27 protein-coding genes are annotated in these 23,904 nt (G+C 71.3%); 11 read left to right on the top strand and 16 right to left on the bottom strand.

Features of this window, described 5'->3' with window-relative positions; genetic code table 11:
* The first annotated feature begins 55 nt into the window (after positions 1 to 55).
* Positions 56 to 559 carry a hypothetical protein gene (locus tag ABD999_RS07630; RefSeq protein ID WP_271279918.1) on the top strand — a complete coding sequence of 168 codons (504 nt, stop codon included), beginning with the start codon at positions 56 to 58 and terminating at the stop codon, positions 557 to 559.
* Here the strand turns inward: ABD999_RS07630 and ABD999_RS07635 are convergent.
* From ABD999_RS07635 to ABD999_RS07655, 5 genes are all read right to left on the bottom strand, one after another.
* Positions 542 to 1,177, bottom strand: coding sequence for a TetR/AcrR family transcriptional regulator (locus ABD999_RS07635; protein WP_271279917.1), 636 nt, complete (start codon positions 1,175 to 1,177; stop codon positions 542 to 544). The genes ABD999_RS07630 and ABD999_RS07635 overlap by 18 nt on opposite strands.
* A 198-nt stretch (positions 1,178 to 1,375) precedes the next feature.
* Positions 1,376 to 2,785: an NAD-dependent malic enzyme gene (locus ABD999_RS07640; protein ID WP_148033886.1), complete on the bottom strand. Its 1,410-nt coding sequence runs from the start codon at positions 2,783 to 2,785 to the stop codon at positions 1,376 to 1,378.
* A gap of 56 nt (positions 2,786 to 2,841) precedes the next feature.
* Positions 2,842 to 3,471 carry a cytidylate kinase-like family protein gene (locus ABD999_RS07645; RefSeq protein WP_219551088.1) on the bottom strand — a complete coding sequence of 210 codons (630 nt, stop codon included), beginning with the start codon at positions 3,469 to 3,471 and terminating at the stop codon, positions 2,842 to 2,844.
* A gap of 9 nt (positions 3,472 to 3,480) precedes the next feature.
* Positions 3,481 to 4,413 (bottom strand): tetratricopeptide repeat protein, encoded by a 933-nt coding sequence (locus ABD999_RS07650; protein ID WP_271279916.1) that lies wholly within the window; start codon positions 4,411 to 4,413, stop codon positions 3,481 to 3,483.
* Positions 4,397 to 4,948 carry a MarR family winged helix-turn-helix transcriptional regulator gene (locus tag ABD999_RS07655; RefSeq protein ID WP_148033889.1) on the bottom strand — a complete coding sequence of 184 codons (552 nt, stop codon included), beginning with the start codon at positions 4,946 to 4,948 and terminating at the stop codon, positions 4,397 to 4,399. The genes ABD999_RS07650 and ABD999_RS07655 overlap by 17 nt, the downstream gene beginning before the upstream one ends.
* A 234-nt stretch (positions 4,949 to 5,182) precedes the next feature.
* On the opposite strand from ABD999_RS07655, the gene ABD999_RS07660 reads away from it, so the two are divergent.
* From ABD999_RS07660 to ABD999_RS07670, 3 genes are all read left to right on the top strand, one after another.
* Entirely contained in the window at positions 5,183 to 6,562 is a 1,380-nt protein-coding gene (locus ABD999_RS07660; RefSeq protein WP_148033890.1) for a hypothetical protein, read from the top strand.
* Positions 6,563 to 6,586: 24 nt separating this feature from the next.
* The gene (locus ABD999_RS07665) at positions 6,587 to 7,258 is read left to right on the top strand and encodes a DUF4230 domain-containing protein (protein ID WP_148033891.1); all 672 of its coding nucleotides are present in this window, start codon (positions 6,587 to 6,589) and stop codon (positions 7,256 to 7,258) included.
* A gap of 122 nt (positions 7,259 to 7,380) precedes the next feature.
* Positions 7,381 to 7,533 (top strand): hypothetical protein, encoded by a 153-nt coding sequence (locus tag ABD999_RS07670; RefSeq protein WP_187281349.1) that lies wholly within the window; start codon positions 7,381 to 7,383, stop codon positions 7,531 to 7,533.
* Between the two features lie 113 nt (positions 7,534 to 7,646).
* Here the strand turns inward: ABD999_RS07670 and ABD999_RS07675 are convergent, their stop codons facing one another.
* Positions 7,647 to 8,837 carry an acetyl-CoA C-acetyltransferase gene (locus tag ABD999_RS07675; RefSeq protein WP_219551082.1) on the bottom strand — a complete coding sequence of 397 codons (1,191 nt, stop codon included), beginning with the start codon at positions 8,835 to 8,837 and terminating at the stop codon, positions 7,647 to 7,649.
* Between the two features lie 82 nt (positions 8,838 to 8,919).
* Here ABD999_RS07675 and mce point away from each other — a divergent pair, with 82 nt between their 5' ends.
* The 3 genes from mce (at position 8,920) to ABD999_RS07690 (ending at position 12,208) form a co-directional block, all read left to right on the top strand.
* A complete protein-coding gene (gene mce / locus ABD999_RS07680; RefSeq protein ID WP_271279416.1) occupies positions 8,920 to 9,342 on the top strand; it encodes a methylmalonyl-CoA epimerase in 423 nt (140 codons plus the stop codon).
* 192 nt (positions 9,343 to 9,534) lie between these two features.
* Positions 9,535 to 10,833 carry a DivIVA domain-containing protein gene (locus tag ABD999_RS07685; RefSeq protein WP_271279417.1) on the top strand — a complete coding sequence of 433 codons (1,299 nt, stop codon included), beginning with the start codon at positions 9,535 to 9,537 and terminating at the stop codon, positions 10,831 to 10,833.
* A 121-nt stretch (positions 10,834 to 10,954) separates the two neighbouring features.
* Positions 10,955 to 12,208, top strand: coding sequence for an AI-2E family transporter (locus ABD999_RS07690; RefSeq protein WP_271279418.1), 1,254 nt, complete (start codon positions 10,955 to 10,957; stop codon positions 12,206 to 12,208).
* Here the strand turns inward: ABD999_RS07690 and ABD999_RS07695 are convergent.
* The 5 genes from ABD999_RS07695 to ABD999_RS07715 form a co-directional block, all read right to left on the bottom strand.
* Positions 12,168 to 12,962, bottom strand: a complete 795-nt coding sequence (locus ABD999_RS07695) for an alpha/beta fold hydrolase (protein WP_271279419.1) — start codon at positions 12,960 to 12,962, stop codon at positions 12,168 to 12,170. The two genes, ABD999_RS07690 and ABD999_RS07695, sit on opposite strands and share 41 nt — an antisense overlap.
* Positions 12,963 to 13,042: 80 nt before the next feature.
* A complete protein-coding gene (locus ABD999_RS07700; RefSeq protein ID WP_219551072.1) occupies positions 13,043 to 13,801 on the bottom strand; it encodes an SDR family NAD(P)-dependent oxidoreductase in 759 nt (252 codons plus the stop codon).
* 40 nt (positions 13,802 to 13,841) lie between these two features.
* On the bottom strand, positions 13,842 to 14,546 hold the full coding sequence (locus ABD999_RS07705) for an alpha/beta hydrolase (protein ID WP_271279420.1): 705 nt from the start codon (positions 14,544 to 14,546) through the stop codon (positions 13,842 to 13,844).
* 31 nt (positions 14,547 to 14,577) lie between these two features.
* Complete coding sequence (locus tag ABD999_RS07710; protein ID WP_148033898.1) at positions 14,578 to 14,868, bottom strand: ATP/GTP-binding protein; 291 nt, start codon at positions 14,866 to 14,868, stop codon at positions 14,578 to 14,580.
* On the bottom strand, positions 14,865 to 16,313 hold the full coding sequence (locus tag ABD999_RS07715) for a 3-hydroxyacyl-CoA dehydrogenase family protein (protein WP_271279421.1): 1,449 nt from the start codon (positions 16,311 to 16,313) through the stop codon (positions 14,865 to 14,867). Before ABD999_RS07715 ends, ABD999_RS07710 begins: the two co-directional genes overlap by 4 nt.
* Positions 16,314 to 16,349: 36 nt before the next feature.
* Between ABD999_RS07715 and nucS the strand changes: the two genes are divergently transcribed.
* The 3 genes from nucS to ABD999_RS07730 all read left to right on the top strand — a co-directional run bounded on the left by nucS (position 16,350) and on the right by ABD999_RS07730 (position 19,216).
* The gene (gene nucS, locus ABD999_RS07720) at positions 16,350 to 17,012 is read left to right on the top strand and encodes an endonuclease NucS (RefSeq protein WP_148033900.1); all 663 of its coding nucleotides are present in this window, start codon (positions 16,350 to 16,352) and stop codon (positions 17,010 to 17,012) included.
* A gap of 48 nt (positions 17,013 to 17,060) precedes the next feature.
* Entirely contained in the window at positions 17,061 to 18,533 is a 1,473-nt protein-coding gene (locus ABD999_RS07725) for an aldehyde dehydrogenase family protein (RefSeq protein WP_271279422.1), read from the top strand.
* Positions 18,534 to 18,676: 143 nt separating this feature from the next.
* Positions 18,677 to 19,216, top strand: coding sequence for a TetR/AcrR family transcriptional regulator (locus ABD999_RS07730; RefSeq protein ID WP_271279423.1), 540 nt, complete (start codon positions 18,677 to 18,679; stop codon positions 19,214 to 19,216).
* Positions 19,217 to 19,279: 63 nt separating this feature from the next.
* Here the strand turns inward: ABD999_RS07730 and ABD999_RS07735 are convergent, their stop codons facing one another.
* Genes ABD999_RS07735 through ABD999_RS07750 form a run of 4 tightly spaced genes read right to left on the bottom strand, consistent with a single transcriptional unit; the run spans position 19,280 to position 22,801 of the window.
* The gene (locus ABD999_RS07735; RefSeq protein ID WP_148033903.1) at positions 19,280 to 19,597 is read right to left on the bottom strand and encodes an STAS domain-containing protein; all 318 of its coding nucleotides are present in this window, start codon (positions 19,595 to 19,597) and stop codon (positions 19,280 to 19,282) included.
* Positions 19,598 to 19,626: 29 nt separating this feature from the next.
* Positions 19,627 to 20,799 carry a sensor histidine kinase gene (locus ABD999_RS07740; protein WP_271279424.1) on the bottom strand — a complete coding sequence of 391 codons (1,173 nt, stop codon included), beginning with the start codon at positions 20,797 to 20,799 and terminating at the stop codon, positions 19,627 to 19,629.
* On the bottom strand, positions 20,799 to 21,899 hold the full coding sequence (locus tag ABD999_RS07745) for an ABC transporter permease (protein ID WP_246641218.1): 1,101 nt from the start codon (positions 21,897 to 21,899) through the stop codon (positions 20,799 to 20,801). The genes ABD999_RS07740 and ABD999_RS07745 overlap by 1 nt, the downstream gene beginning before the upstream one ends.
* Positions 21,900 to 21,904: 5 nt before the next feature.
* Positions 21,905 to 22,801, bottom strand: a complete 897-nt coding sequence (locus ABD999_RS07750) for an ABC transporter ATP-binding protein (protein WP_271279425.1) — start codon at positions 22,799 to 22,801, stop codon at positions 21,905 to 21,907.
* A 126-nt stretch (positions 22,802 to 22,927) separates the two neighbouring features.
* Between ABD999_RS07750 and ABD999_RS07755 the strand changes: the two genes are divergently transcribed.
* The gene (locus ABD999_RS07755) at positions 22,928 to 23,518 is read left to right on the top strand and encodes a cob(I)yrinic acid a,c-diamide adenosyltransferase (protein ID WP_271279426.1); all 591 of its coding nucleotides are present in this window, start codon (positions 22,928 to 22,930) and stop codon (positions 23,516 to 23,518) included.
* A gap of 4 nt (positions 23,519 to 23,522) precedes the next feature.
* Here ABD999_RS07755 and ABD999_RS07760 read toward each other — a convergent pair whose 3' ends face one another.
* Positions 23,523 to 23,900 carry a DUF2550 domain-containing protein gene (locus ABD999_RS07760; protein ID WP_148033908.1) on the bottom strand — a complete coding sequence of 126 codons (378 nt, stop codon included), beginning with the start codon at positions 23,898 to 23,900 and terminating at the stop codon, positions 23,523 to 23,525.
* Between the last annotated feature and the right edge of the window lie 4 nt (positions 23,901 to 23,904).

The raw sequence follows: 23,904 nt of genomic DNA on the forward strand, positions 1-23,904 counted from the left end.
GCACGATGCGGGACGAAAATGTGTCACGTTCGCCCGTGCCTGGAGGAGCCATCGCATGCGCGCCCGCCTCGCCCTCGCCGCCCTGCCCGCCTTCGTGGTCTTCCTCCTGCCGGCGACGGCCTGCGCCTGGCCGGGCCCCGACCCCGGTGACCCGTTCACGATGTCGGTGGACCGGATCGGCTGCCGCGCGAACACGGTACGGGTCACGCTGCGCAACCAGACCCGCCAGCTCACCCGCTTCGACCTGCGCGCCGACTCGGCGACCGTGGCGTCGGGCTCCATCCCGGCCAGAAAGGCGATCACCCGTACGGTGAAGGTACGCCAGGGCAGCAGCGCGGAGATCGAGGCGTACTCGGTGAGCGGGTCGGCGGCCGACACGCTGATCGACTCCACCCGGGTGCGCAACGACTGTCCGTGGGGTCACCGGCTGCCGATGACCGGCCCGCCGCTCGACCTGGTGGCCAAGCTGGCGACGGCGGGCGGGTTGATCCTCACCGGCGGCGTCGTGTGGTGGTACGGGTCCCTCTGGCCGCGCTCCGGCTCACCCTTCGAGCGCTGAGCCTAAGGTGGGCACGAACGCGCCCGCCCTGGCGGCGACCAGGGCGCGGGCGACCGACCGGGCGGCCGTCGTCTCGTCCAGGGGGTGCCTGACGACCATCAGCCGGTAGTAGAGGGGCGCCGAGACGGCGCGGATCAGCTCCGCCCCGTCGGTGCCCGGCGGCAGTTCGCCGCGCTCGACCGCGGCGTCCACGAACCGGGCCCATTCCCCGATGCGCCGGTCGTAGAAGGCGCGCAGCGCGCCGGCCGCCTCCTCGTCGGAGACGGCGGCCGCGATGACCGCCTGGAGGGTGACGCCGAGGTGCGGGTCGGTGAGCGACTCCAGCACGGACCTGGCGCTGGCCATGAGCACGTCCTCGACCGAGCCCGCGCCGGGGGGCGGCAGGGACCGCTCGGCCAGCTCCCTCATGAGATCGGTGACAAGGCGGACGCGGGTGCCCCAGCGCCGGTAGATGGTCGTCTTGCCGATGCCCGCCCTGCTGGCCACCTGGTCCATGGTCAGGCGGTGGAAGCCGCGTTCGGCGAGCTCGTCCTGGGTGGCCTGGAGCACCGCCGCGCGGACCTTCGCCGTGCGTCCGCCAGGACGGACCGTTCCCGCCAAGCGGGACCCTGATTCCATCGACTCTCCTTTCGCTCTACTTCACCAGGGCATGGGCGCGTACTCGATGAGAGCGCCGCCGGACGGGCATGACCGACCCGCCCGGGAGGGCGAGCGATGGCCGCCGCCCGCGGGCGAGACACGTTCGCGGGCACGGGAAGGGGCCGCGCCCGGACCCGTGAGGATCCGCGGCCCGGCCCGGGAGGACCCGCGGAAGGGTCAGGCCTCGGTGAAGCCGCGGGCGCGGCCGCCCGCCGACTCGCGGACCGCCGCCGCGACCGCGCCCGCCACGTCCGGGTGGAAGACGCTCGGGATGATGTAGTTGGGCCCCAGCTCCTCCGTCGTCACCACGGCGGCGAGGGCGCGGGCCGCGGCCAGGAGCATCTCCTCCGTGACCTCGGTGGCCTGCGCGTCGAGCAGACCGCGGAAGACGCCGGGGAACGCCAGCACGTTGTTGATCTGGTTGGGGTAGTCGGAGCGCCCGGTGGCCACCACCGCGCAGTGCTCGCGGGCCTCGTCGGGCGACACCTCGGGCTCGGGGTTGGCCAGCGCGAACACCACGGCGCCCGGCGCCATGGCGGCGATGTCGTCACCGGTGAGGATGCCCGGCGCCGACACGCCCACGAAGACGTCGGCGCCCTTGACCGCGCCGCGCAGGTCGCCGGAGTAGCCCTCGGCGTTGGTGTGCTCGGCGATCCAGCGCAGCGAGTCGTCGAGGTCGTCGCGGGTGCGGCAGACGGCGCCGCGGTAGTCGCAGACGATCACGTTGCGCGCGCCCGCCGCCAGCAGCAGCCGCAGCACCGCGTTGCCCGCCGCGCCCGCGCCCGCCATGGTGATGCGCACGTCCTCCAGCTTCTTGTCGACCACGCGCAGGGCGTTGGTGAGCGCGGCCAGCACGCAGATGGCGGTGCCGTGCTGGTCGTCGTGGAAGACCGGGATGTCGAGCAGCTCGCGCAGCCGCCGCTCCACCTCGAAGCAGCGCGGGGCGCCGATGTCTTCGAGGTTGATGCCGCCGAAGCCGGGGGCGAGGAGCTGGACGGTCCGGACGATCTCGTCGACGTCCTGGGTGTCGAGGCAGATGGGCCAGGCGTCGATGCCGGCGAACCGCTTGAACAGCGCCGCCTTGCCCTCCATCACCGGCAGCGCCGCCTCCGGCCCGATGTTGCCCAGCCCGAGCACGGCCGAGCCGTCGGTGACGACGGCGACGGTGTTGCGCTTGATGGTGAGGCGGCGCGCGTCCTCCTTGTTGCGGGCGATCGCCATGGACACCCGCGCCACGCCCGGCGTGTAGGCCATGGACAGCTCGTCACGGTTGCGCAGCGGCACCTTCGACTGCATCTCGATCTTGCCGCCGAGGTGCATGAGGAAGGTCCGGTCGGAGACCTTGTGGATGACCACGCTCTCGACGGCTTCGAGCTGGTCGACGATGGCCTGGGCGTGGTCGGTGTCGCGGGCCGCGCAGGTGACGTCGATCCGGAGCTTCTCGTGGCCGGCGTTGGTGACGTCGAGGGCGGTCACGACGCCCCCCGCCGACTCTACGGCGTGGGTGAGCTGGCTGACGGCCTTGCCCCCGGCCGGCACCTCCAGCCGCACGGTGATGGAGTACGACACACTGGGGACGGTCGCCACGTCAATCGCTCCTTCGCGCCTGCCCATGAAGTGCTCCCATGTTAGGGGTGTTCGGGTCAAGCCAGCGCCTCGGCCGCCATGACGATCATGTCGGCGCACACCGGCACCGGGAGCACGGTGCTGTCGATCACCAGGTGATACAGGCAGCAATCGGACGGGTCCGCGCGGTAGAAGTGGCGGACGTAGGCGTTCCTGGCGCGGTCGTTGTCCTCGATGACCTTGCGGGCCTCCCGCTCGGTCGTCGCGCCCAGCCGGGCCGCCTGACGGACCCGCCGCTCCAGCGGTGCGTCGAGCCGTACGTGCAGCGCCCCGGGCAGATCGGCGAGCACGATCGCCCCCGCCCTGCCCAGGAAGACGCCGCCCTGGGTGCGGGCGGTGTCGCGGAGCACCTGCTCGGTGCGCCGGACGAACTCCTCCGGCGCGTGCGGCAGCGGGCCCGGGACGTACATGTCGACGCCGCCGAACGTCACGGTCGGCAGCCGCAGTGTCCCCGACAGCAGGCGGCCGAGGCCGTGCTCGGCGCGGTCGTCGTAGGTCAGGGCCTCCTCGAGGGTGCAGCCCAGCTCTCCGGCGACGGCGCCGGGGATCGCCCGGTCGACGAAGGGCACGCCCAGCCGTTCGGCGACGGCCGGGCCCACCTGGTGGCCGGCGGTGCCGTAGGTCGCCGAAATTGTGACGACTCGCACACCTTCAGGTTAGAACAGGGCGCTCGCGAGCGCTCGCCGGGCTTTCGCCAGGGACGGGTCCTCGGCGGGCAGCGTCTCGAACAGGCCCAGCAGGTGGACGCGGGCCTTGTCGCGGTCGTCGCCGGAGGTGCGCTTGACCACCGCGATGATCCGCTCGAACGCCTGGTCGACGGAGCCGGACAGCATCTCCAGGTCGGCGGCCAGAAGGTGCGCGTCGATGTCGGCGGGGTCCTGCAGGCGGCGCTGCACGTCGTCCGGGTCGGCGTCGGACGTGCGCTTGATCAGCCTGACGCCGGCGAGCCCCATCCTGGCGTCCTCGTCGCCGGGCACGCGGGCGAGCAGTCGCTCGTAGGCGGCCGCGGCGGCGTCGAGGTCGCCCTGGTCGATGGCCTGCTCGGCGGCGACCAGGTCGGGGTCGGCAGGCTGCGCCTCCGGCTCGCCCGGCCCCTCGGCGGGCGGCCTGGCCCCCGGGTTGGCCTGGTAGAACTGCTCCACGGCGGCCATCAGCTCGTCGAGCCAGCGGCGCACCTCCGGCTCGGGCAGCACCTGCTGGAACCCGGTGACGGCCTGCCCCTGGAAGATCGCCAGGACGGTCGGCACGGCCTGCACGCGCAGCGCCTGCGCGATCTGCGGGCTGCCGTCGACGTTGACCTTGGCGAGCACGGCCCTGCCGCCCAGGTCGCCGACGACCTTCTCCAGCACCGGGCTGAGCTGGGCGCTGCCGGGCGCCCGCGGCGACCACAGGTCGAGCACGACGGGCACGCTCATCGAGCGGTCGATGACGTCGGTGGTGAACGTCTCCTCGGTCACGTCGACGACCGAGGCCGATGAGGCTGCCTGGGCACCACCGGTCTCCCGCCGGGCCTGCGCCTCCAGAGCCTGCTTACGTGCGCCCAGATCGACCGCTCCGTAGAGCGATCCGGGCCTAGAGAAGTCCGCCATGCTCCTCATCTTGCCCCATCGGGGGGACCGAGAAGTCACCCGCCGCCACCCGCAACGTGCGCAGCAGGTCGAACATCCGGCCAAGCTCGCTCTCGGCGTACATGCCCAGGCCGAACTCGGCGGTCATGAGATCGCCCGTGGCGCGCCGCACGACGTCGCGACCGGCCTCGGTGATCTCGGCGAGCACGCCCCGGCCGTCGCGCGGGTTGGGCAGGCGGCGCACCAGCCCGGACCTCTCCAGCCGGCCGACGGTGTTCGTGACGCTCGTCGGGTGGACCATCAGCCGTTCGCCGATCTTCCACAGCGGCAGCGCCCCGGTCTTGCTGAAGGTCAGCAGCACCAGGGCCTCGTAGCGGGCGAAGGTCAGGTCGTACGGCTTCAGCAGCGAGTCGAGCTGGGACAGCAGGATCTGGTGGGCTCTCATGATCGACGTGACGGCGGCCATGGCGGACGAGGGCCCGAAGTGATCGCGCCAGGTCTCCGCGGCACGGTCGATGGGGTCGAACGGCAGGTTGAGCGGCTTGGGCTGCGACACGCAGATACGTTAGCGCGCTGCTCGTCCAGTTTCGTCTGCTTACGGAGCGCAATCGCATTCTCCGCTTGGCCAAGAATCCGGGCGTCCTTCATCACGCTCCGTTATGGTTCTCGCATCGAATGGTGACGGGGGAGCCAAGTCCATCAGCCGTGTGGGGACCGGCCGGACTGCCGGCTCCCCCTGTCGCCGACGGGGCACGGGGGGTGCTTTTGATGAACTTCATTGGGATGACGCGTGCGTGAGCACGGGGGCGTTTCACGCGAGGAGCTGAAGCAGGGCGCGGCCGTCACGGTGGCCGTATTGCTCGCGCTCGGCCTGGTCGCGGCGTGGAGCGTCCTGATCCCCGGCGTGGACGCGTGGGAGAACATCGTGGCGGCGGTCATCGGCTCGCTCAGGCTGACCGGGCCCGTCGCCGCCGCCTTCGCCGCCTGGGTGGCCCTGCGCAAGCGCCGGGCCTCGCGCGACCTGCCGCTGACGACCTGGCGCGCGCTGAAGGCGCCGCTGGCGATCGTGCTGGTGGTGCTGGGCTCCTTCGCCGCGACCGTGCTGGTGCTGGCCGTCAAGACGGTGCTCACCGAGCAGGCGGGCCGGCTCAGCCTGACGGGCCTGGGCATGGGCATGGCGGGGCTGGCCCTCTACTCGGTGATCGGGTGGGTGGCCGGCTGGGTCCTGCCGTACGCGCCGACCGCGCCGCTGGCCGGGCTGGGCTGCTACGCCCTGTTCAGCTGGGTCGCCGACGGCGACGGCTGGGCCGACCGTCTCGCACCCGGTACGGGCGAGCCGTACGACCTGTTCCAGGGGCTGAGCGGCACCGTCTTCGTCAACCAGATCATCTGGCTGCTCGGCGTGACCGGGGCGCTGCTGCTGGGCTGGGCCGCGCTGGTCACCCGGCAGGCCGTGGTGCTGGCCTTCGCGCTGCTGGCGGTGCTGGCGGCCGGCACGGGCGTGGCGCGGGTGCTCGGCGAGCCGCGGCCCGCGGCCGCCCAGGACATCGCCTACAGCTGTCAGGAGTGGCCCATCACGGTCTGCGTCCATCCCGGCATGCGGGGCGGGCTGACCGAGCTCGGCGCCGCCTTCACCGAGATCGCCTCCCGCCTGGCCGAGACGCCCGCCGCGTTCACCCGGGTGGAGCAGCGGCCGCTGGACGACCCGCTCAAGCCCTCGAACGGGCTGGCGCCGATCCACGTGCCGGACCTGTCGGCGGGGTTCGCCGAGGAGGCCGTGCACGAGTACGTCGAGGCCCTGGCCGCCCGGTGTCCCGGCAGGCCGGCCGACGGCTACCGCGAGATCGTGACGGCCTGGCTGCGCGGCGAGCCGCTGCCCGGGGGGCCGCTGCTGGAGCACGAGTACGCCGCCGCCTGGTTCTCCGGACTGAACGAGCACCAGCGCCGCGAGTGGCTGCGCATGTTCTTCAGCGACTTCCAGGCCTGCAAGCTGTCGGCCACCCACTTCGGCGGCGGCCCGGCCGGCACTCCGCCCCAGGCCGCCACCCCGGTGGCCACGCAGGTGCACCAGGAGAGCGCCCCGCAGGTCTACCCGGTCTACCCTGACCCGAGCGGGCACCCCTCGCCGAACTGGGGACCGGAGATGTCACCTCATGGGTGGCACAGATGATCGATCCGGGGGTAGTCAGGGGGCATGACGACTTCGCAGACGGCGCCCTCGGCGGTCTCTCCTCGCCGGCGCCGCACGTGGCGATATGTGGCGGGGCTGCTGGTCGTGGCGGTCCTGCTGGTGGTGGCCGGGCGGCTCGCCTGGTCCTGGCTCAATCCCATGGGCACGCAGACCGTCGACCGCAGCCAGCCGGTGCTGCTCGAATCGATCAAGGACCTGAGCAGGTTCGAGGCCGCGACGGGCACCTTCCAGGTCGTGGTCGACCTGGAGAAGGACGCCAACTTCCTGCCTGACGCGGTCAAGGGCACCCGCACCCTCTTCGTCGGCGCCGGCGGCGTGGACGCGTACGTCGACTTCGCCGGCCTGGCCGGCGACGCGCTGACCGTGTCGGAGGACCGCACCGCCGTCACGGTCACCCTCCCCCGCGCCCAGTTGGAGAAGCCCAACCTGGACAACGAGCGCTCCTACGTCTTCGCCCAGCGGCGGGGGCTGTTCGACCGGGTGGAGGACTTCCTGTCCGGCTCTCCGGCCGACCAGCGGGAGCTGTACGTGCTCGCCGAACGCAAGATCGCCGAGGCGGCCGCCTCCAGCGACCTGCGGGCCCGGGCCGACGCCAACACCCGGACCATGCTGGAGGGCATGCTGAAGTCGCTCGGCTTCACCAAGGTCACGGTCAAGTTCGCGGACGAGCCCTAGGCACCCTTAGACGCGGGCCGGCCACGGCTGAGGCCGGGAGATAAGGCATCCGCCCGATGTGCCGCCACGGGCCTTAGGACGAATCTTGAGAGTGCGGAGAAACGACCACGAGGAGCACTCTCATGAACGCCGAGTTCGAGTACACCGTCATGCAGCATCGGGCGCGCGAGCTGCGCCAGGAGGCCGCCGAGCGCCGGCTGGCCCGCGCGGCGGCCAGGGCGCGCAAGCCCGAGCGCCGTCACCGCTCCCTCTTCGGCCTGCTACGCGAGTCATGACCATGCCAAGGACGCCCGGCCGCACCCTCCCTCGCGGCCGGGCGCATCTCCCCCCATAGCGACACGCACCGGCGCGCCCGCTCCCCTGGGTTCGGGGAGCGGGCGCGCGGGTGTTACGCGTTCTTCGGCACGCTGATGATCAGCGCGTCACCCTGGCCGCCGCCGCCGCACAGGGCCGCGGCGCCGACGCCGCCGCCGCGCCGCTTCAGCTCGTGGGCGAGGGTGAGCACGATGCGGGCGCCGGACGCGCCGATCGGGTGGCCGAGCGCGATGCCGCCGCCGTTGACGTTCACGATGTCCATCGGCACGCCCAGTTCCTTGACCGACTGGATCACCACGCTGGCGAACGCCTCGTTGATCTCGATCAGGTCCAGGTCCTGCGGGCTCAGCCCCTGCTTGGCCAGAGCGTGCTTGATGGCGTTGGCCGGCTGCGACTGCAGGGAGGAGTCGGGGCCCGCGACGTTGCCGTGGCGTCCGATCTCGGCCAGCCACTCCAGGCCCAGCTCCTCGGCCTTGGCCTTGGACATCACCACCACCGCGCAGGCGCCGTCGGAGATCTGCGACGCCGAACCGGCCGTGATGGTGCCGTCGGCCGCGAACGCGGGCCGCAGCCTGGCCAGCGTCTCGGCGGTGGTGTCGCCGCGCACACCCTCGTCGTCCTTGACCACCAGCGGCTCGCCGCGCCGCTGCGGGATCTCCACCGGCACGATCTCCGGCTCGAACGCGCCGTTCTTGGCCGCCGCGGCGGCGAGCTGGTGGGAGCGGGCCGACACGGCGTCCTGCTCCTCGCGGCCGATGCCCAGCCGCGTGTTGTAGCGCTCGGTCGACTCGCCCATCGCGCACTGGTCGAACGCGCAGAACAGGCCGTCATGGGCCATCGAGTCGAGGATCTCGGCGCTTCCGTACTTGACCCCCTTGCGCATGCCGGGCAGCAGGTGCGGGGCGTTGGTCATCGACTCCATGCCGCCCGCGACCACGATGTCGAACTCGCCCGCGCGGATCAGCTGGTCGGCCATGGCGATGGCGTCCAGGCCCGACAGGCACACCTTGTTGATCGTGATGGACGGGACCGTCATCGGGATGCCCGCCTTGACCGCCGCCTGGCGGGAGGGGAGCTGACCCGACCCGGCCTGCAGCACCTGGCCCAGGATCACGTACTCGACGGCCTCCGGCGCCACCCCGGCACGGTCCAGCGCGGCCTTGACCGCGATGGCGCCCAGGTCCACCGCCCTCAGGCCGGACAGCGAGCCGAGCAGTTTTCCGATGGGGGTACGCGCTCCGGCGACGATGACGGAACCAGACATGCGGGGCCTCCTGTGCACACGAGGGGAGCTCTTTGACACCATACCTATCGGTAGCAGGGTGTTCGCTATGGAGGTGGCCCACATGTTCATGCGCATCGACCACATCGGGATCGCGTGCAACGACCTCGAAGAGAAGATCGCGCTCTTCTCTGAACTGTTCGAGCTGGAGGTGGTCGCCCGCGAGGTCAACGAGGAGCAGGGGGTGAAGGAGGCCATGCTGCGCATCGCCGACGCCGACGGCGGCGGCTCCTACATCCAGCTGCTCGAACCGCTCTCGCCCGACTCCCCCGTGGGGAAATTCCTCGCCAAGAGGGGTGAGGGAGTGCACCACGTGGCGTTCGGCGTCCCGGACGTCGCGGAGGCGATGTCTAAGATCGGCGACAAGGGCGTCCGGCTGCTCGACGAGCGCCCCCGTCACGGTTCCATGGACTCCCGGATCGCGTTTCTGCACCCCAAGGACGTGGGAGGAATGCTGACCGAGTTGGTGCAAGCGGCCAAGAGCTAGCAAACGCAAAAATCGTTCATAAGTAACTAGTCACGCAGAAACCCGGACGGGGCTTCGTACTCGGCATCGGCGGAGTACGCTGGCCTTCCACCGGACATGGAGCCTGCCCCGAGGCACGGGCTCCAGGCTCGGATGCCCCGAACCCCCCGTCCGGCCCGTGTAGCCGTCTCGACAACCCAGGATCGAGCCTCCATGCAGTCCGACATCGACGCCCAGCTCAACAACTTCTTCGAGGACGCACCAGCCCGCGAGTTCGACGTGGTGCTCCGAGGTTACGACCGGCATCAGGTCCACGACCACCTGAAGCAGCTCGACGCCGAGTTGCGCCAGGCTCGCGAGCAGACCACGTCCTTGCAGCGCGAGCTCTCCGACTCCCAGCGCCAGCTGCAGGAGCAGGAGCGGCCCACCTACTCCGGTCTCGGCGCCCGTATCGAACAGCTGCTCCGCCTGGCGGAAGAACAGGCCACGGAGCTCGTCCAGGCGGCCAGGTCCGAGGCCAACGAGATCAAGGCCGGGGCCAAGGTCGAGGCGGCCGACCTGCGTGCCGCCGCGGAAGCCGAGGCGGCCGAGAAGCGGGCGCAGGCGACGCGCGAGAGCGAGGAGATGCGCACCAGCGCCGAGCGCGACGCCGAGGAGATCCGCTCGACCGCCCGCCGCGAGTCCGACGAGCTGACGGCGACCACCGAGCGCGAGGTGGCCAAGCTCCGCGCCACCGCCGACCACGAGGTCGCGGAGAAGCGGGCCGACGCCGAGCGCGAGATCGCCAAGCTGCGCACCACCACCGAGCGCGAGGTCGCCCAGCTGCGCGCCTCGACCAAGCGCGAGCGCGACGAGGTCCTGACCACCGCCAAGCGGCAGGCCGACGAGATGCGCGCGCAGGCTCAGCGGGTGCTGGAGGAGTCCGAGGCCAAGCGGGCGCAGGACGAGGCCGAGTTCGAGATCCAGCTCGCCGCCCGGCGCGAGGAGGCGGAGCGCCAGGAGGCCGAGCGCCACGCCGCCACCCAGGCCGCGACGCAGAAGCTGGTGGCCGAGGCCGAGCAGCGCGCCGCCACCGCCGAGTCCCGGGCCACGAAGGCGACCCAGCAGGCCGAGCAGACCCGCCGCGAGGCCGACCTGCACGCCAAGCAGCTGGTCGCCAACGCGCGCAAGAACTCCGAGCAGATCGTCGCCGAGGCCAAGAGCAGCGCCGAGACCATCGTCACCGAGGCGAAGAACGAAGCCGAGCGCACCCGCACCTCGATGCAGCGCCAGGTCGACGAGCTGACCCGCCAGCGCGACAGCATCACCAGCCACCTCGCCCAGCTGCGCCAGCTGCTCGGCGGCGCGGCTCTGCCGGGCCTCGACCCCGACCCCGCCGTCACCGCGGCCCCGCCGAAGCCGGCCATCGCCGCCGCGTCGGTCGACGACCGCCCGGCCCCGGTGGCCGCCCCGGCGGCTTCCGCCAAGGCCGAGAGCAAGTCCGACGACGACGCCGAGTGGTGGCAGGAGTAGGCCGGCACGAGGGGCGTCCCGGGCCGGCTGCACGGGGATCGATCGCATAACCGGAGAGAGCCTGGCGACCAAGGTCGCTAGGCTCTCTCTCGTTGTGCGCCCCCCTCGTGCAGGAGACCCCGTGACCGCAGCAGCCGAGCCCGCCGGAGCGGACTCCCTCCCGAGCCCGGAGCCTCCCGCGGACGCGCCCTCCGCCCTCACGGACGGGGGCGGGACGGCCGCCGGCGCCGGGTCCGGAGATCACGCTCAGGCCACCCAGCGCCGCCCGCTCGCGGAGCAGGGCGCGCACACCGTCATCCCCGGCGACGCCTCGGCGGGGATCGCCCTGGGTTCGTACGGGATGCCGGGGAAGCCGCTGGCCCGGGGCCCGTTCCTGTTCGGGCTGACCGGCGGGCTCGGCGTGCTCACCGCCATCGCGATCGCGCAGATGGTCGTCAGCTCGCTGAGCGTGATCATCATGATCGTGGTGGCGATGTTCCTCGCCGTCGGCCTCAACCCGGCGGTTGAGGCGCTGCAGCGGCGCGGCCTGGCCAGGCGGTGGGCGATCACGTCCGTGTTCGCCGCGGTGATCGTGGCGTTCGTGCTGTTCGGCCTGGCCGTGGTGCCGCCGGTCAGCCAGGAGCTCGCCGACTTCGTGGCGGCCGTGCCCGGCTACATCCGCGAGCTGAGCAGCCACCCGACGCTGCGCGAGCTCGACGCCGACTACCAGATCCTGCCGCAGCTGGCCACGTTCGTCACGAGCACGCTCGGACCGTCGCTGGCCACCGGCGTGGTGGGAGCCGGGCTGGTGGTGATCGACGGCCTGTTCACCACGGTGACGCTGCTGGTGCTCATGCTCTACTTCCTCGGCTCGCTGCACACGATCAAGGCCTACCTGCTCAAGCTGGTCCCCGCCTCGCGCCGCGACCGCACCGGGGCGATCGCCGAGGAGATCCTGGGCGGCATCGGCGGCTACGTCGCCGGCAACATCCTCATCTCGCTCATCGCCGGCGTGCTGACGTGGATCTTCCTGTCGATCCTGGGCGTGGAGTACGCGCTCGCGCTCTCCCTCGTGGTGGCCCTGACCGACCTGATCCCGCTGGTGGGCGCCACGATCGGGGCCGTGGTGGTGACCGGCGTCGCGCTGCTCGGCTCGCTCCCCGCCGGCATCGCTTGCGCGATCTTCTTCGTGATCTACCAGCAGATCGAGAACTACGTCATCTATCCGAAGGTGATGAAGCGCTCGGTCGACGTGACCCCGGCGGTGACCGTGATCGCCGCCCTGGTGGGCGGCACGCTGCTCGGCATCGTGGGGGCGCTGCTGGCCATCCCGGTGGCCGCCGCGATCGCCCTGATCATTCGTGAGATCGTGATACCCCGGCAAGCTCAGAGCTGAGGAAGCGCTCGACGGCGGCGTTGAACGCCTCGGGCTGCTCGACGGCGATCAGATGACCGGCCTTGGAGATGACCTCCAGCCGGCCGTCCTGCACCGCTCCGGCCATGGCACGGGCGTCCGCCGGCGGCGCCAGCTCGTCCTCGTCGCCCACCAGCACCAGCGCGGGCACCTTGAGCGCGGCCAGCGTGTCGAAGGAGTCGGGCCGCGCGGCCATCGCGCGCTGCGCCCAGGCCACGGCCTTGGGCGGCGCCGACTGCACCAGCCCTTTGACCCGGCCGAACACCATGGCCCTGCGCTGCTTGGTGGTGGTCCCGATCAGGCCAGGCAGCACCTCCTCGACCAGCACGCCGCTGCCGTCGGCGAGCACCGCCTGGGCGATGCGCTCGCGGTTGTCGCGCGCGGGCGCGGCGTCGGGGCTCGCCTTGGTGGCGGCCAGGATGACGCCCAGCACGCGGTCGGGGTGGCGGCGGCAGAACGCCATGGTCACGTAACCGCCCATCGACAACCCTCCGATGACCGCTCGCTCGACGCCTTCCTCGTCGAGCACCCTGGCGACGTCGTCGGCCATGAGGTCGAGTGACGGCTCGTCGTCGCCGAGCCGCGATCCGCCGAAGCCGCGCAGGTCGGGGGTGATCACCCGGCACGCCCTGGCCAGCCCCTCCCGCTGGGCCAGCCACATGGCCGACGAGAGCGGGAACGCGTGGAGCAGTACGACCGGGAGCCCGGTCCCGGCTGTTCTCGTGTAGAGCTGCACGGACCTCACGGTAACCCGGTTCCCCGCGACAATCACTCCACAGCCGGTGCCGATATGCGGTGAATGGTCCGTCCGGTTCGTCAGGCGGTGGTGAGGCCGCCGTCGACGATCATCATCTGGCCGGTCATGTAGGACGAGGCCTCACTGGCCAGGAACACGGCCGGCTGGGCGATCTCCTCCACCGTGGCCCAGCGGCGCATCGGCACGTTCGCCACCGTCGCCTGGCCGCCGCTCTCGTCGTCCCACAGGTTGCGGTTGAGGTCGGTGGCGGTCCAGCCGGGGCACAGCGCGTTGACCCGTACGCCCGCCGACGCCCACTCCAGGGCCAGCGTCTTGGTCAGGGCCACCAGACCCGCCTTGGCGGCCGCGTACGGGGCCAGGAAGGGCGCGCCGAGCGCGGCCGCGGAGGCGATGTTGATCACGGACCCGCTGCCGCGGCCGAGCAGGTGGGGCGCGGCGGCGTGGCAGACGGCCATGGCGGAGTCGAGGTTGAGCCGCATGATCTTGTCCCAGCCGGCCAGCCGCAGGTCCTTGAACTCGACCAGGAAGTTGGACCCGCCCGCGTTGTTGACCACCACGTCGAGGTGGCCGAGCCCGGCGACGGCCTCGCGCACGACGGCGGCGGCGGTGTCCCTGTCGGTCAGGTCGGCGGGGATGACCACGGCCTCGCGGCCGCGCGCCTGGATCTCCTTGGCCACCTCGGCCAGCGCGTCCGCCGACCGCGCGGTCAGCGCCACGTCCGCGCCCGCCTCGGCGTACGCGAGCGCGATCGCCTTGCCGATGCCCTTGGACGCCCCGGTGACCAGAGCCTTCTTGCCGTCGAGAGCGAACGCGCCCATGTTGCCTCCTCCGTACGGACCGAACGAGATTCTATGGCGGTCACACCTCGGTGGGGAGGGGGTGCCGGTCGGGGACGATGCGGCGGACGATCTCGTTCAGCACGACGCGCACGTACGGCTCGCCCACCCACAGGTGCTTGGCGCCCTCGACGCCGACCACCTCGGCCTGCGGCACCCGCGCGAAGCGGCGCCTGGCCTCGTCGGGGCGCAGGTAGTCGTCGAACTCGGGCACCAGCGCGATCAGCGGCCGGCCGAACCCGGCCCAGGCGTCGAGGTCGGTCTCGTTGGCCCGGTGCAGCGGCGGGGACAGCAGGATGGCGCCTTCGACCAGCGGGTCGTGCCCCCACTTGAGCGCCAGCTCGCTGCCGAACGACCAGCCGACCACCCAGACCCGGGGCAGGTCGTGGAACTCGGCGTACTCCAGCGCCGCCGCCACGTCGAACCGCTCGTCCTCGCCGCCGTCGAACGTGCCCTCGGAGGTGCCCCGGTCAGAGGAGGTGCCGCGGGTGTTGAAGCGCAGCACCGCCAGGTCGGCCAGCGCGGGCAGGCGGTTGGCGGCCTTCTTGTAGACATGGCTGTCCATGAAGCCGCCGTGGGTCGGCAGCGGGTGCAGCATCACCAGGGTCGCCGCCGGCGGCCGGTCCTCGGGCAGGGCGAGCTCGCCCACCAGGGTCAGGCCGTCGCCGGTGTGCAGCTCGATCGGCTCACGCCGGGCGGGCAGCACGGTCGCCGCGCGAATTTCCACGTCGCTCCTTCGTCCTTCGGGTACGAGTCGGTCAGTAGCGGCTGCGGCCCGGGCCGCGGTCCAGTCTCTTGCGCCAGCACACCGGATGCCAGTGGCGGCGCTCGTCCTCGCCGCCCGGCCAGTCGGGCCAGGTGACCAGATGCGGCTGGCCGCCCCGGATCTCCTGGTCGCAGCCGGGACAGCGGTAGTCCTTGGTGGAGGTCCCGCCGGTGAGTGAGCGTACTTTCCACTCACCGTCCGGCCACTCCTCCACCCGGTCGGAGCTGCGCGGGAAGACGGGGGGCCGGGCGGGCTCCTTGCGCCGGGCGCGGCGCGGGCTCATGGCCGCGGGAAGGTGCGCACGCCCGCCGTGACGAGCTGGTCGAGCAGCGGCGCGGGGGCGAACGCCGGCTCGCGGTACTCCGCGTACAGCGCCCGCAGCCCGTCGCGCACCACGTCCAGGCCGACGGACTCCAGCGTCTCGAACGGCCCGGCGGGGTAGCCGCAGCCGAGCCGCATGGCCGAGTCGATCTCGTCGATCGAGGCGTAGCCCGACTCGTACATCCGCACGGCGTCGTTGAGATACGGGTAGAGCAGCGCGTCCACCACGAACCCGGCCCGGTCCTTGCAGGCCACCGGGGCCAGCCCGATCACCTTCATCAGGTCGGCGGCCGCGAAGGCCGCCTCAGGGGAGGTGAGGACCGTGGAGACGACCTCGGCCACCCGGCCGCCCACCACGTGGACACCGACCAGCCGCGACGGGTCGGACAGCTGGACGGCGTGCTCGATCACCGGCCGGTCGGCCATCCGGAGCAGCACGTCGGGCTCCGCCGACCGCTTGAACCCGGCGGTGCCCAGCCGCTCGGCCAGCTCGTCGCCGCCCTGCCCGGCGACGTCGAACGTGATCACCGAGGACTTGGCGGGCTCGTGCGGCCGAGGCTCGTCGCCGTAGAAGCCGCGCCCGCTCTTGCGCCCCAGCAGCCGCGCCGAGACCAGCTCGCGCAGCACCGGCGCGGGCGCGTGGCGGCGGTCGCGGGTCTCGTCGAACAGCACGCCCATGATCTCGTACGCGGTGTCGAGCCCGATCAGGTCGAGCAGCTGGAACGGGCCCATCGGCAGCCCCGCGCCGTCGCGCATCGCCGCGTCGATGTCGTCGCGCCCGGCCACGCCCTGCTCCATCAGCACGGCGGCGTGGTTGAGGTACGGCAGGAGCAGCCGGTTCACCACGAACCCGGCGCGGTCGCCGACGACCACCGCCGTCTTGCCGAGCCGTACGGCCAGGTCGCGCATCGCCGGCACCACGTCGTCGTCGGTCACGACCGTGCGCACCACCTCGGCCAGCCGCATGACCGGCGCCGGGTTGAAGAAGTGGAGGCCCACCACCCGGCCGGGCCGCCCGGTGGCGGCGGCGATCGCGGTGACCGACAGCGAGGAGGTGTTGGTGGCCAGCACCGTCTCCGGCTTGCAGATCCCGTCGAGGTCGTTCATCAGCGCCGTCTTGTAGCCGAGCACCTCGGGGATGGCCTCGACCACCAGGTCCGCCTCGCGCAGGTCCTCGCGGGAGGTGGTGAGCGTGATCCGGCCCAGGACCTCGTCGCGGTCACCGGCCGCCAGCTTGCCCCGGTCGACCGCGCGCTGCGTCGATCTCTCCAGGTGGCCCCGGCCGCGGGCGAGCGCGTCGGCGTCGGCCTCCACCCCGATGACCCGCAGCCCGCCCCGGGCGAACACTTCCGCGATCCCGGCACCCATCGTGCCGAGCCCGACCACTCCCACCATTTCAAACGCCATGCTTGTAGTTTTACAGAGCCGCTAGGGTGGACTCTCATGCGGCTGGTCATCGCGCGATGCAGCGTCGACTACATCGGACGGCTCACGGCACATCTCCCGATGGCGCCGAGGCTCGTGCTCATCAAGGCGGACGGGAGCGTGTCGATCCATGCGGACGATCGCGCATTCAAGCCGCTCAACTGGATGAACCCGCCGTGCAAGCTCAAGGAGGACGGCGAGACCTGGACCGTCACCCACGGCAAGACCGGCGAGAAGCTGGTCCTGACGATGGCCGAGATCCTCCACGACTCCTCCCACGAGCTGGGCGTCGACCCCGGGCTGATCAAGGACGGCGTCGAGGCCCACCTGCAGGAGCTGCTCGCCGAGCACATCACCACTCTCGGCGAGGGCTACACGCTCATCCGGCGTGAATACATGACGGCCATCGGCCCCGTCGACATCCTGTGCCGCGACGCCAAGAGCGCGACGGTGGCGGTCGAGATCAAGCGCCGTGGCGAGATCGACGGCGTCGAGCAGCTCACCCGTTACCTGGAGCTGCTCAACCGCGACCCGCTGCTGGCCCCGGTGCGCGGGGTGTTCGCCGCCCAGGAGATCAAGCCTCAGGCCAGGGTGCTGGCGGCCGACCGCGGCATCGAGTGCGTCACGCTCGACTACCAGGCGCTGCGCGGCATCGAGCCGGAGAACCCGACGCTCTTCTGAGCCGCCGGCCCGCTAGTAAGCGACGGCTTACCGTTCTATGTTGGCGTCATGACGACGCTCACATTCGACTCCCTGAATCCCGCGACCGGAACGGTCGTCGCCAGTCACCCCAAGCACGACGCCGAGGCGGTGCGCGCGGCCGTCGCCCGGGCGCAGGAGGCCGCCGAGTGGTGGGAGGGGCTGGGACACGCGGGCCGCAGGCGCAGACTGCTCGACTACAAGGCGGTCGTCACGCGCGAGCTGCGGGAGCTGGCCGCGCTGGTGCACGAGGAGACGGGCAAGCCGGTCGCGGACGCCACGCTGGAGATCGTGCTGGCGATCACGCACATCGACTGGGCCGCCCGCAACGCGCGGAAGGTGCTGGGGCCGCGCCGGGTCTCCCCCGGGATGGTCGGCGCCAACCTGTCGGCCACGCTGGAGTACCTGCCGCTGGGCGTGGTCGGGGTCATCGGGCCGTGGAACTACCCGGTGTTCACCCCGATGGGGTCGATCGCCTACGCGCTCGCGGCGGGCAACGCGGTGGTGTTCAAGCCGAGCGAGTTCACCCCCGGGGTGGGGGTGCGGCTGGCGGAGCTGTTCGCGGAGGCGGTGCCGGAGCGGCCGGTGTTCCAGACGGTGACGGGGCTGGGCGAGACGGGCGCGGCCCTGGCGCGGGACCCCCGGGTGAAGAAGATCGCCTTCACCGGTTCGACGGCGACGGCCAAGCGGGTCATGGCGGCCTGCGCGGAGAACCTGACGCCGATGGTGGCGGAGTGCGGCGGCAAGGACGCGTTCATCGTCGACGCCGACGCCGACGTCGAGGCGGCGGCGGACGCGTGCCTGTGGGGCGCGCTGTCGAACGCCGGGCAGACGTGCGTGGGCGTGGAGCGGGTGTACGTGGTCGACGCCGTGTACGAGCCGTTCATGCGGGCGCTGTCGGAGCGGGCCGCCACGGTGAAGGCGGGCGAGCACTACGGGCCGATCACCATGCCGGGGCAGCTCGACATCATCAAGCGGCACATCGACGACGCCACCAAGTCCGGCAGGACGGTCGCGGGCGGGCCCGACTCGGTGCGGCCGCCGTACGTGGACCCGGTGATCGTGGAGGACGTGCCCGAGGACTCACCGGCGGTGCGCGAGGAGACGTTCGGGCCGACGATCACGGTGCGCCGCACCAAGGACGCGCAGGAGGCGCTGGAGCTGGCCAACGACACGGCGTACGGGCTGGCCGGCACGGTGTTCTCCGGGAACCGGCGCAGGGCGATGGCGCTGGCGCGCGCGATGCGCACCGGGATGGCGTCCGTCAACTCGGTCATCTCGTTCGCGAGCGTGGCCTCGCTGCCGTTCGGCGGTACGGGCGACTCCGGTTTCGGGCGTATCCACGGCGCCGACGGGCTGCGTGAGTTCGCCCGCGCCAAGGCCATCGCGCGGCAACGCTTCCCGGTGCCCGGAATGCGGCTGACCTCGTTCTCCCGGCAGCCTGACGAGCTTGAGCGGCTGATCAGACTTGTCACGTTCTTGCACGGACGACGTAAGAGGTAAACTGCCCGCCCTTTCCACAATCCGATCATCCATCCATAATTGTGTGCTCGGGGGCCACGATCATGTTGGACGGGTGGAATGTGAACCGGTCTTACCGGGGGATGTCAGCGGAACAAAGGCTGGCCGACAGACGCGAGCGGCTGATGACAGCCGCCTACACGCTATACGCGAAGCCTGGTTTCGCGGCCACGACGATCGAAAGGCTGTGCTCCGAGGCGCGGATCTCCAACCGCGCCTTCTATGAATGTTTCGGCGGCCGGGAGGAACTCTTACAGGCGTTGCACGAGCGCTGCGTCGAAGAAAGCCTCGCCGTGGTGTCGAAGGCCGTGCAGGACGCGCCCGACACGCTGGACGGCCGGATCAGGGCGGGAATTCGGGCCTATATCGAGTTCACCACCGCCGACTGGCGCAGGGCCCGGATCATGCATGTGGAGGTGCGCAGATCCGGCGATGTGCTGATGATGTCGCGGCAGCGCGCCATCGACTCCTTCGCCGGGCTCGTGGAGGAAGCCTGGGCCGATTTCCCGCAGGCGCCGGGGGTGAATCGGCGGCTGGTGGCGCTGGGGGTAATTGGCGGGCTTCAGGAGCTGCTCATCGAATGGCTGCTGGCCGACCGGCCGCCGGAGCTCGACGAACTCGTGGGCGTGGCCGTCCATCTCTTCCTCCGGGCGCTGACGCCGTAACGGCCGCCCTCCGCAATTTGCGGTCCCCCGTTATTCAACGTCCGAATCCGGCGAAATACGGATTCACGCCACCGCGGCGGTGTGCGCTTCGACGTGGAGGACCCGGTTCAGCCGGGTCACCGCCAGGATCCGCATGATCCGCGGCGGCACCGCGCGCAGCACCACGCGGCGGTCTATGTCGAGCGCGAGCCTGTGCGTGCCCACGAGCACGCCGAGGCCGGTGGCGTCGATCATCTCCAGTTCGGAAAGGTCGAGGATCAGGTCGCCGGCGCCGGACTCGACCGCCTCGTGCAGGCGTTCGCGCACTCCCGCCGACGTGCCCGCGTCGAGCCGGGCGCCGAGCCGCACCACCTGACCCTTGGGATTGCCCCGGACGCGCATGCCACCTCCTCCATGGGGATATATGCCCCCTACCCACGTACGGGCAAGGACACGACAGCGGTGAGCAGAAACCCCCCGTCGCCGTCGGGCCCGGCGGTGAACTCGCCGCCCACGGCGGCCACCCGCTCCTCCAGCCCCAGCAGCCCGCTACCGGTCCCCGCACCGTCCAGCGTGCCGGCGCCGTCGTTGTGCACGCGCAGCTCCGCCTCGTCCTCGGTGAACCGCAGGAGGATGTCGCAGCGGGTGGCGGTGCTGTGCTTGAGCACGTTGGTCACCGCCTCGCGCACCACGTAGGCGAACACCGGCGCCACCTCGCCCGGCAGGTCACGATAGGGCAGCCGGGTATGGCACGCGATGCCCGCCGCTTCGAGCACGTCTTTCACGCTATTCAGCTCGGCGGTCAAGTCAAGCTCGCGGTAGCCGCGCACGGCCTGCCGCAGCTCGCGCAGCGCCGTCCTGGTGAGCTCGTTGACCTCGGCCATCTGCGACCTGGCCGCCGCCGGGTCCTGGTCCGAGAGCCGCACGGCGAGCCCCGCCTTGACCGCGATCGCGGACAGCCGGTGCCCCACGAGGTCGTGCAGGTCCCTGGAGAAGCGCAGCCGCTCCTCGGCCAGGGCCAGGCGGGTGTGCGCCTCCCTGCCCTCGTGCGCCTGGATGGTCAGCGTCAGCAACCACATCCACACCCGGTTCGTGGGAGGGAAGGCGGCGCAGAACACCCCGTACATGAGGGCCAGGTACAGCAGGTTCCGGCCCGCGCTCCAGTCACCGCCCAGCAGGTGGCCCGGATCGCTCAGGTAGGTGACGTAGGCCAGTCCCACGCCCGTGACGAACGTACCCACCGCCATCAGGATGGCCACCCTGGACGGCACCTCCAGCGAGGCCACCGCCAGCCAGGCGATCAGGACGAAGCCGAAGGACATCGGGTCCGCGCCGCCGACGGCCGCCGTCACGACGGCCGTCGCCCCGGCCACCGCCACCTCACGGACGGGGTAGCGGCGCTCGGTCAGGGCCGCGGAGATACGCAGGTAGACCCAGGTGAAACCAGCAATCAAGATCATCGCAGGCACGGTGCGGGCCCAGGAAAGCGGCTCCCCGTTGAGCGCCGACAAGACCACGCGGGTGCCGGTGAACAGCCACAGGAAGCCCACCAGAGTCGCCAGCATCCACCAGGTCTTGCGTCTCGCCCGGTCGATCTCGTTCATTACTTCGCGCGCAGCACTTCGCCGAGTTTCACCCTGGCCCCGGTACGCAGGACAGCGCGCTCGTACACCTTGGCCCCGAAGGCCAGGATGGCCAGCACCGCCAGCACCATGAGCCCGGCGGACGCGGCGACCTCCCAGAGGGGCACCTCGGTGGCCGCCATCCGCACCGGCATCACCATCGAGGAGAACGGCGGGACGAACGAGACGATCGTGGCGAGGGTGCCGGTGGGGTCGGTGGTCGCGTAGAAGGCCACGAAGTAGGCCGCCATGATGAGCATGGTCATCGGCGACATCACGTTGCCGACCTCCTCCTGGCGCGACACCAGAGAGGCCAGCGCGGCGCCCAGCGTGGCGAAGAACGCGTAGCCGAGCACGAACCAGACGAGGACCCCGGCCACGATGCCCGTCATGCCCGGCGGGAAGTCGGCGGCGAACCCGGAGGCGAACGAGGCGCCGATGCCGGCCACCAGGATCGCGCCGAGGTTGATCAGCCCGAGCACGCCCAGACCGATGACCTTGCCGCCGAGGAGCTGCCACGGGCGCACCGAGCTGAGCAGGATCTCCACGATCCGGCTGCCCTTCTCCTCCACCACGCCCATGGCGACCATCATGACCTGTCCGAGGATGAGCATGAACAGCACCAGCACCAGCACCACGGCGATGCCGGTCCTGGCCGCCTGGTAACGGGTGTCCGCGCCGACGGACTCCATCTGCAGGGGCGCGATCTGCACCCCGGCCGCGCCCAGCTTCGCCTCGCGGTGCGTGCTCTGCAGGAGGACGCCCAGCTCGGTCTCGATCTGCCCGTCGGTGAACACCTTGGCCCCGTCGACCAGGACCGCGTCCACGTCCCCGTCGAGCACGGCCCGCGTGGCCGCGGCCTCGTCGGGGAAGCTGCGCCACTCGAACTCGATGTCCGGCGCCGCCGCTTCCAGCGGCAGCTGCTGCGAGTTCACGGTGCCGATCGTGTACGAGTCAGGACGGTCGAACAGCTTGGGCGCGAACGCCAGCGCTCCCACCACCACGACGGTGACCAGCAGGCTGATGACGAACGACCGGGTCCGTATCTGCGTCGTGATCTCCCGCCGCGCGACCAGCATCATCCCGTTCACGCCACGGCCTCCTTGAAGATCTCGGTGAGGGTCGGCTGCTCGACCCCGAAGTGCTCGACGTGTCCCGCCTTGATGGCCCGGCGCAGGATGTCCTGGTCGTCGCCGTCCTCGGTGACCAGCACGTGCCGGTTGCCCTGCACGTTGACCTGACCCGGCAGGCCGTCGGCCCACCCGGGGGCCGGGTCGCGGACCACGACCCGCAGCATGCCGCCCTCGGCGGCGCGCAGCTCGTCGACCGTGCCGCTGGCCACCATCCGGCCCGCGGAGACGATGCCCACGGAGTCGCACAGCCGCTCCACCAGTTCGAGCTGGTGGCTGGAGAAGATCACCGGCACCCCGCCGCGGCACCGCTCCTGCAGCACCGTGGCCAGCGCGTCGACCGCGATCGGGTCGAGACCGGAGAACGGCTCGTCCAGGATCAGCAGCTCGGGGTCGTGCACGAGCGCCACCGCGAGCTGGACGCGTTGCTGGTTGCCCAGCGACAACGACTCCACGCTGGAGTTCCTGCGGTCCGTCAGGCTGAGCCGCTCCAGCAGGTCCTCGGTGGCCTTCTTCGCGTTGGCCTGGCTCATCCCGTGCAGCCGGCCGAAGTACTCGATCTGCTCGCCCGCGCGCATCTTCTGGTAGAGGCCGCGCTCCTCCGGCATGTAGCCGAAGCGCTGGCGGTCGGCGTGCGTCATGGGCTCGCCGCGCCAGCTCACGGTGCCGGCGTCGGCCTTGAGCACGCCCATGACGATCCGCATGGTCGTCGACTTGCCCGCGCCGTTCGCGCCCACGAACCCGAACATCTCACCCGGCCGGACGGTGAAGCCGATCCCGTCCAGGGCCTGCTTTCCCTCGGGCGCCCCGGGGCCTCCGGCGAAGCGCTTGCGCAGCCCGCTTATCTCGAGCATCAGGTCCTCTCCTTCGTCATGGATAGATCGTGGCGCGTGCGGCATTCGCCTGGTAGTCGTGGAAATCAGCGGCCTGGGGTGTGATCCGCGTCCGTTCCGGATGACATTTGTCATTACGCTGAGCACATGACGCGCGCAGACAAGGACAAACCGGTCGTCCTCTCCCGTATCTACACCCGCACGGGGGACGACGGCACCACCACGCTCGGCGACATGAGCCGGACTTCGAAGACCGATCCGCGGCTGGCCGCCTACGCGGACGTGGAGGAGGCCAACGCCCATCTCGGGCTGGCCCTGGCGCACGACACCCTGCCCGGCGACCTCGTACCGGTGCTGCGGCGCGTCCAGAACGAGCTGTTCGACCTCGGGGCCGACCTGTCCAGCCCGATCACCGAGAATCCCGAGTTCCCGCCGCTACGGGTCGAGCAGTCGTACATCGACTGGCTGGAGGAGCAGTGTGACCTCTTCAACGAGCGGCTCAAGCCGCTGCGCAGCTTCATCCTGCCGGGCGGCGACCCCGCCACCGCCGCGCTCCACCTGGCGCGCGTGACCGTCCGCCGCGCCGAGCGCACCACGTGGGCGGCGCTGCACGAGCACGAGGACATGAACCCGCTGACCGCCACCTACCTCAACCGGCTGTCGGACCTGCTCTTCATCCTGTGCAGGATCGCCCACGACGGCGACGAGATCCTCTGGAAGCCCGGCGGCACCCGCTAGCCGGTCAGGCGACGTCGAGATAGGCGCTCGGCGGCGCCGACTCCAGCCAGGCCAGGAAACCGGTCAGGGCGTCGGCGCTCATCGCCAGCGAGACGTCACGGGTAGAGCCGGAGCAGTCGACGGCGTACAGCCCGTTGTCGAGCTCTCTGCGCCCGGAAACGACGAGGCCGCGCCTCGCGATCGCGTGGCGCGGCCTCAGTCGCACACCCAGGAGCGGGATCCAGTGGAGTTCTCCGTCGGCATAGCGTGCCACTCCGGCACGCCACCCCCCGTCGCCCGCCTTCAGGCGGCACGGTACGTTGCCGCGGCGGGCCACCATGAACACCCGCGCGCCCACCAGGGCGGCGGCCAGCAGCGCGCAGATCACCAACGTTGCCACCATGCCG

It is taken from the genome of Nonomuraea ferruginea (assembly GCF_039540635.1).
Lineage (GTDB): Bacteria > Actinomycetota > Actinomycetes > Streptosporangiales > Streptosporangiaceae > Nonomuraea > Nonomuraea ferruginea.

What these genes read in the sequence shown, in the direction of transcription:
- ABD999_RS07715 (WP_271279421.1), bottom strand. Translation starts at nt 16,313, where the DNA reads ATGGCGTTTGAAATGGTGGGAGTGGTCGGGCTCGGCACGATGGGTGCC.
- ABD999_RS07740 (WP_271279424.1), bottom strand. Translation starts at nt 20,799, where the DNA reads ATGAACGAGATCGACCGGGCGAGACGCAAGACCTGGTGGATGCTGGCG.
- ABD999_RS07725 (WP_271279422.1), top strand. Translation starts at nt 17,061, where the DNA reads ATGACGACGCTCACATTCGACTCCCTGAATCCCGCGACCGGAACGGTC.
- ABD999_RS07760 (WP_148033908.1), bottom strand. Translation starts at nt 23,900, where the DNA reads ATGGTGGCAACGTTGGTGATCTGCGCGCTGCTGGCCGCCGCCCTGGTG.
- ABD999_RS07670 (WP_187281349.1), top strand. Translation starts at nt 7,381, where the DNA reads ATGAACGCCGAGTTCGAGTACACCGTCATGCAGCATCGGGCGCGCGAG.
- nucS (WP_148033900.1), top strand. Translation starts at nt 16,350, where the DNA reads ATGCGGCTGGTCATCGCGCGATGCAGCGTCGACTACATCGGACGGCTC.
- ABD999_RS07665 (WP_148033891.1), top strand. Translation starts at nt 6,587, where the DNA reads ATGACGACTTCGCAGACGGCGCCCTCGGCGGTCTCTCCTCGCCGGCGC.
- ABD999_RS07650 (WP_271279916.1), bottom strand. Translation starts at nt 4,413, where the DNA reads ATGGCGGACTTCTCTAGGCCCGGATCGCTCTACGGAGCGGTCGATCTG.
- ABD999_RS07710 (WP_148033898.1), bottom strand. Translation starts at nt 14,868, where the DNA reads ATGAGCCCGCGCCGCGCCCGGCGCAAGGAGCCCGCCCGGCCCCCCGTC.
- ABD999_RS07730 (WP_271279423.1), top strand. Translation starts at nt 18,677, where the DNA reads ATGACAGCCGCCTACACGCTATACGCGAAGCCTGGTTTCGCGGCCACG.
- mce (WP_271279416.1), top strand. Translation starts at nt 8,920, where the DNA reads ATGTTCATGCGCATCGACCACATCGGGATCGCGTGCAACGACCTCGAA.
- ABD999_RS07685 (WP_271279417.1), top strand. Translation starts at nt 9,535, where the DNA reads ATGCAGTCCGACATCGACGCCCAGCTCAACAACTTCTTCGAGGACGCA.
- ABD999_RS07635 (WP_271279917.1), bottom strand. Translation starts at nt 1,177, where the DNA reads ATGGAATCAGGGTCCCGCTTGGCGGGAACGGTCCGTCCTGGCGGACGC.
- ABD999_RS07630 (WP_271279918.1), top strand. Translation starts at nt 56, where the DNA reads ATGCGCGCCCGCCTCGCCCTCGCCGCCCTGCCCGCCTTCGTGGTCTTC.
- ABD999_RS07745 (WP_246641218.1), bottom strand. Translation starts at nt 21,899, where the DNA reads ATGATGCTGGTCGCGCGGCGGGAGATCACGACGCAGATACGGACCCGG.
- ABD999_RS07750 (WP_271279425.1), bottom strand. Translation starts at nt 22,801, where the DNA reads ATGCTCGAGATAAGCGGGCTGCGCAAGCGCTTCGCCGGAGGCCCCGGG.
- ABD999_RS07735 (WP_148033903.1), bottom strand. Translation starts at nt 19,597, where the DNA reads ATGCGCGTCCGGGGCAATCCCAAGGGTCAGGTGGTGCGGCTCGGCGCC.
- ABD999_RS07675 (WP_219551082.1), bottom strand. Translation starts at nt 8,837, where the DNA reads ATGTCTGGTTCCGTCATCGTCGCCGGAGCGCGTACCCCCATCGGAAAA.
- ABD999_RS07700 (WP_219551072.1), bottom strand. Translation starts at nt 13,801, where the DNA reads ATGGGCGCGTTCGCTCTCGACGGCAAGAAGGCTCTGGTCACCGGGGCG.
- ABD999_RS07755 (WP_271279426.1), top strand. Translation starts at nt 22,928, where the DNA reads ATGACGCGCGCAGACAAGGACAAACCGGTCGTCCTCTCCCGTATCTAC.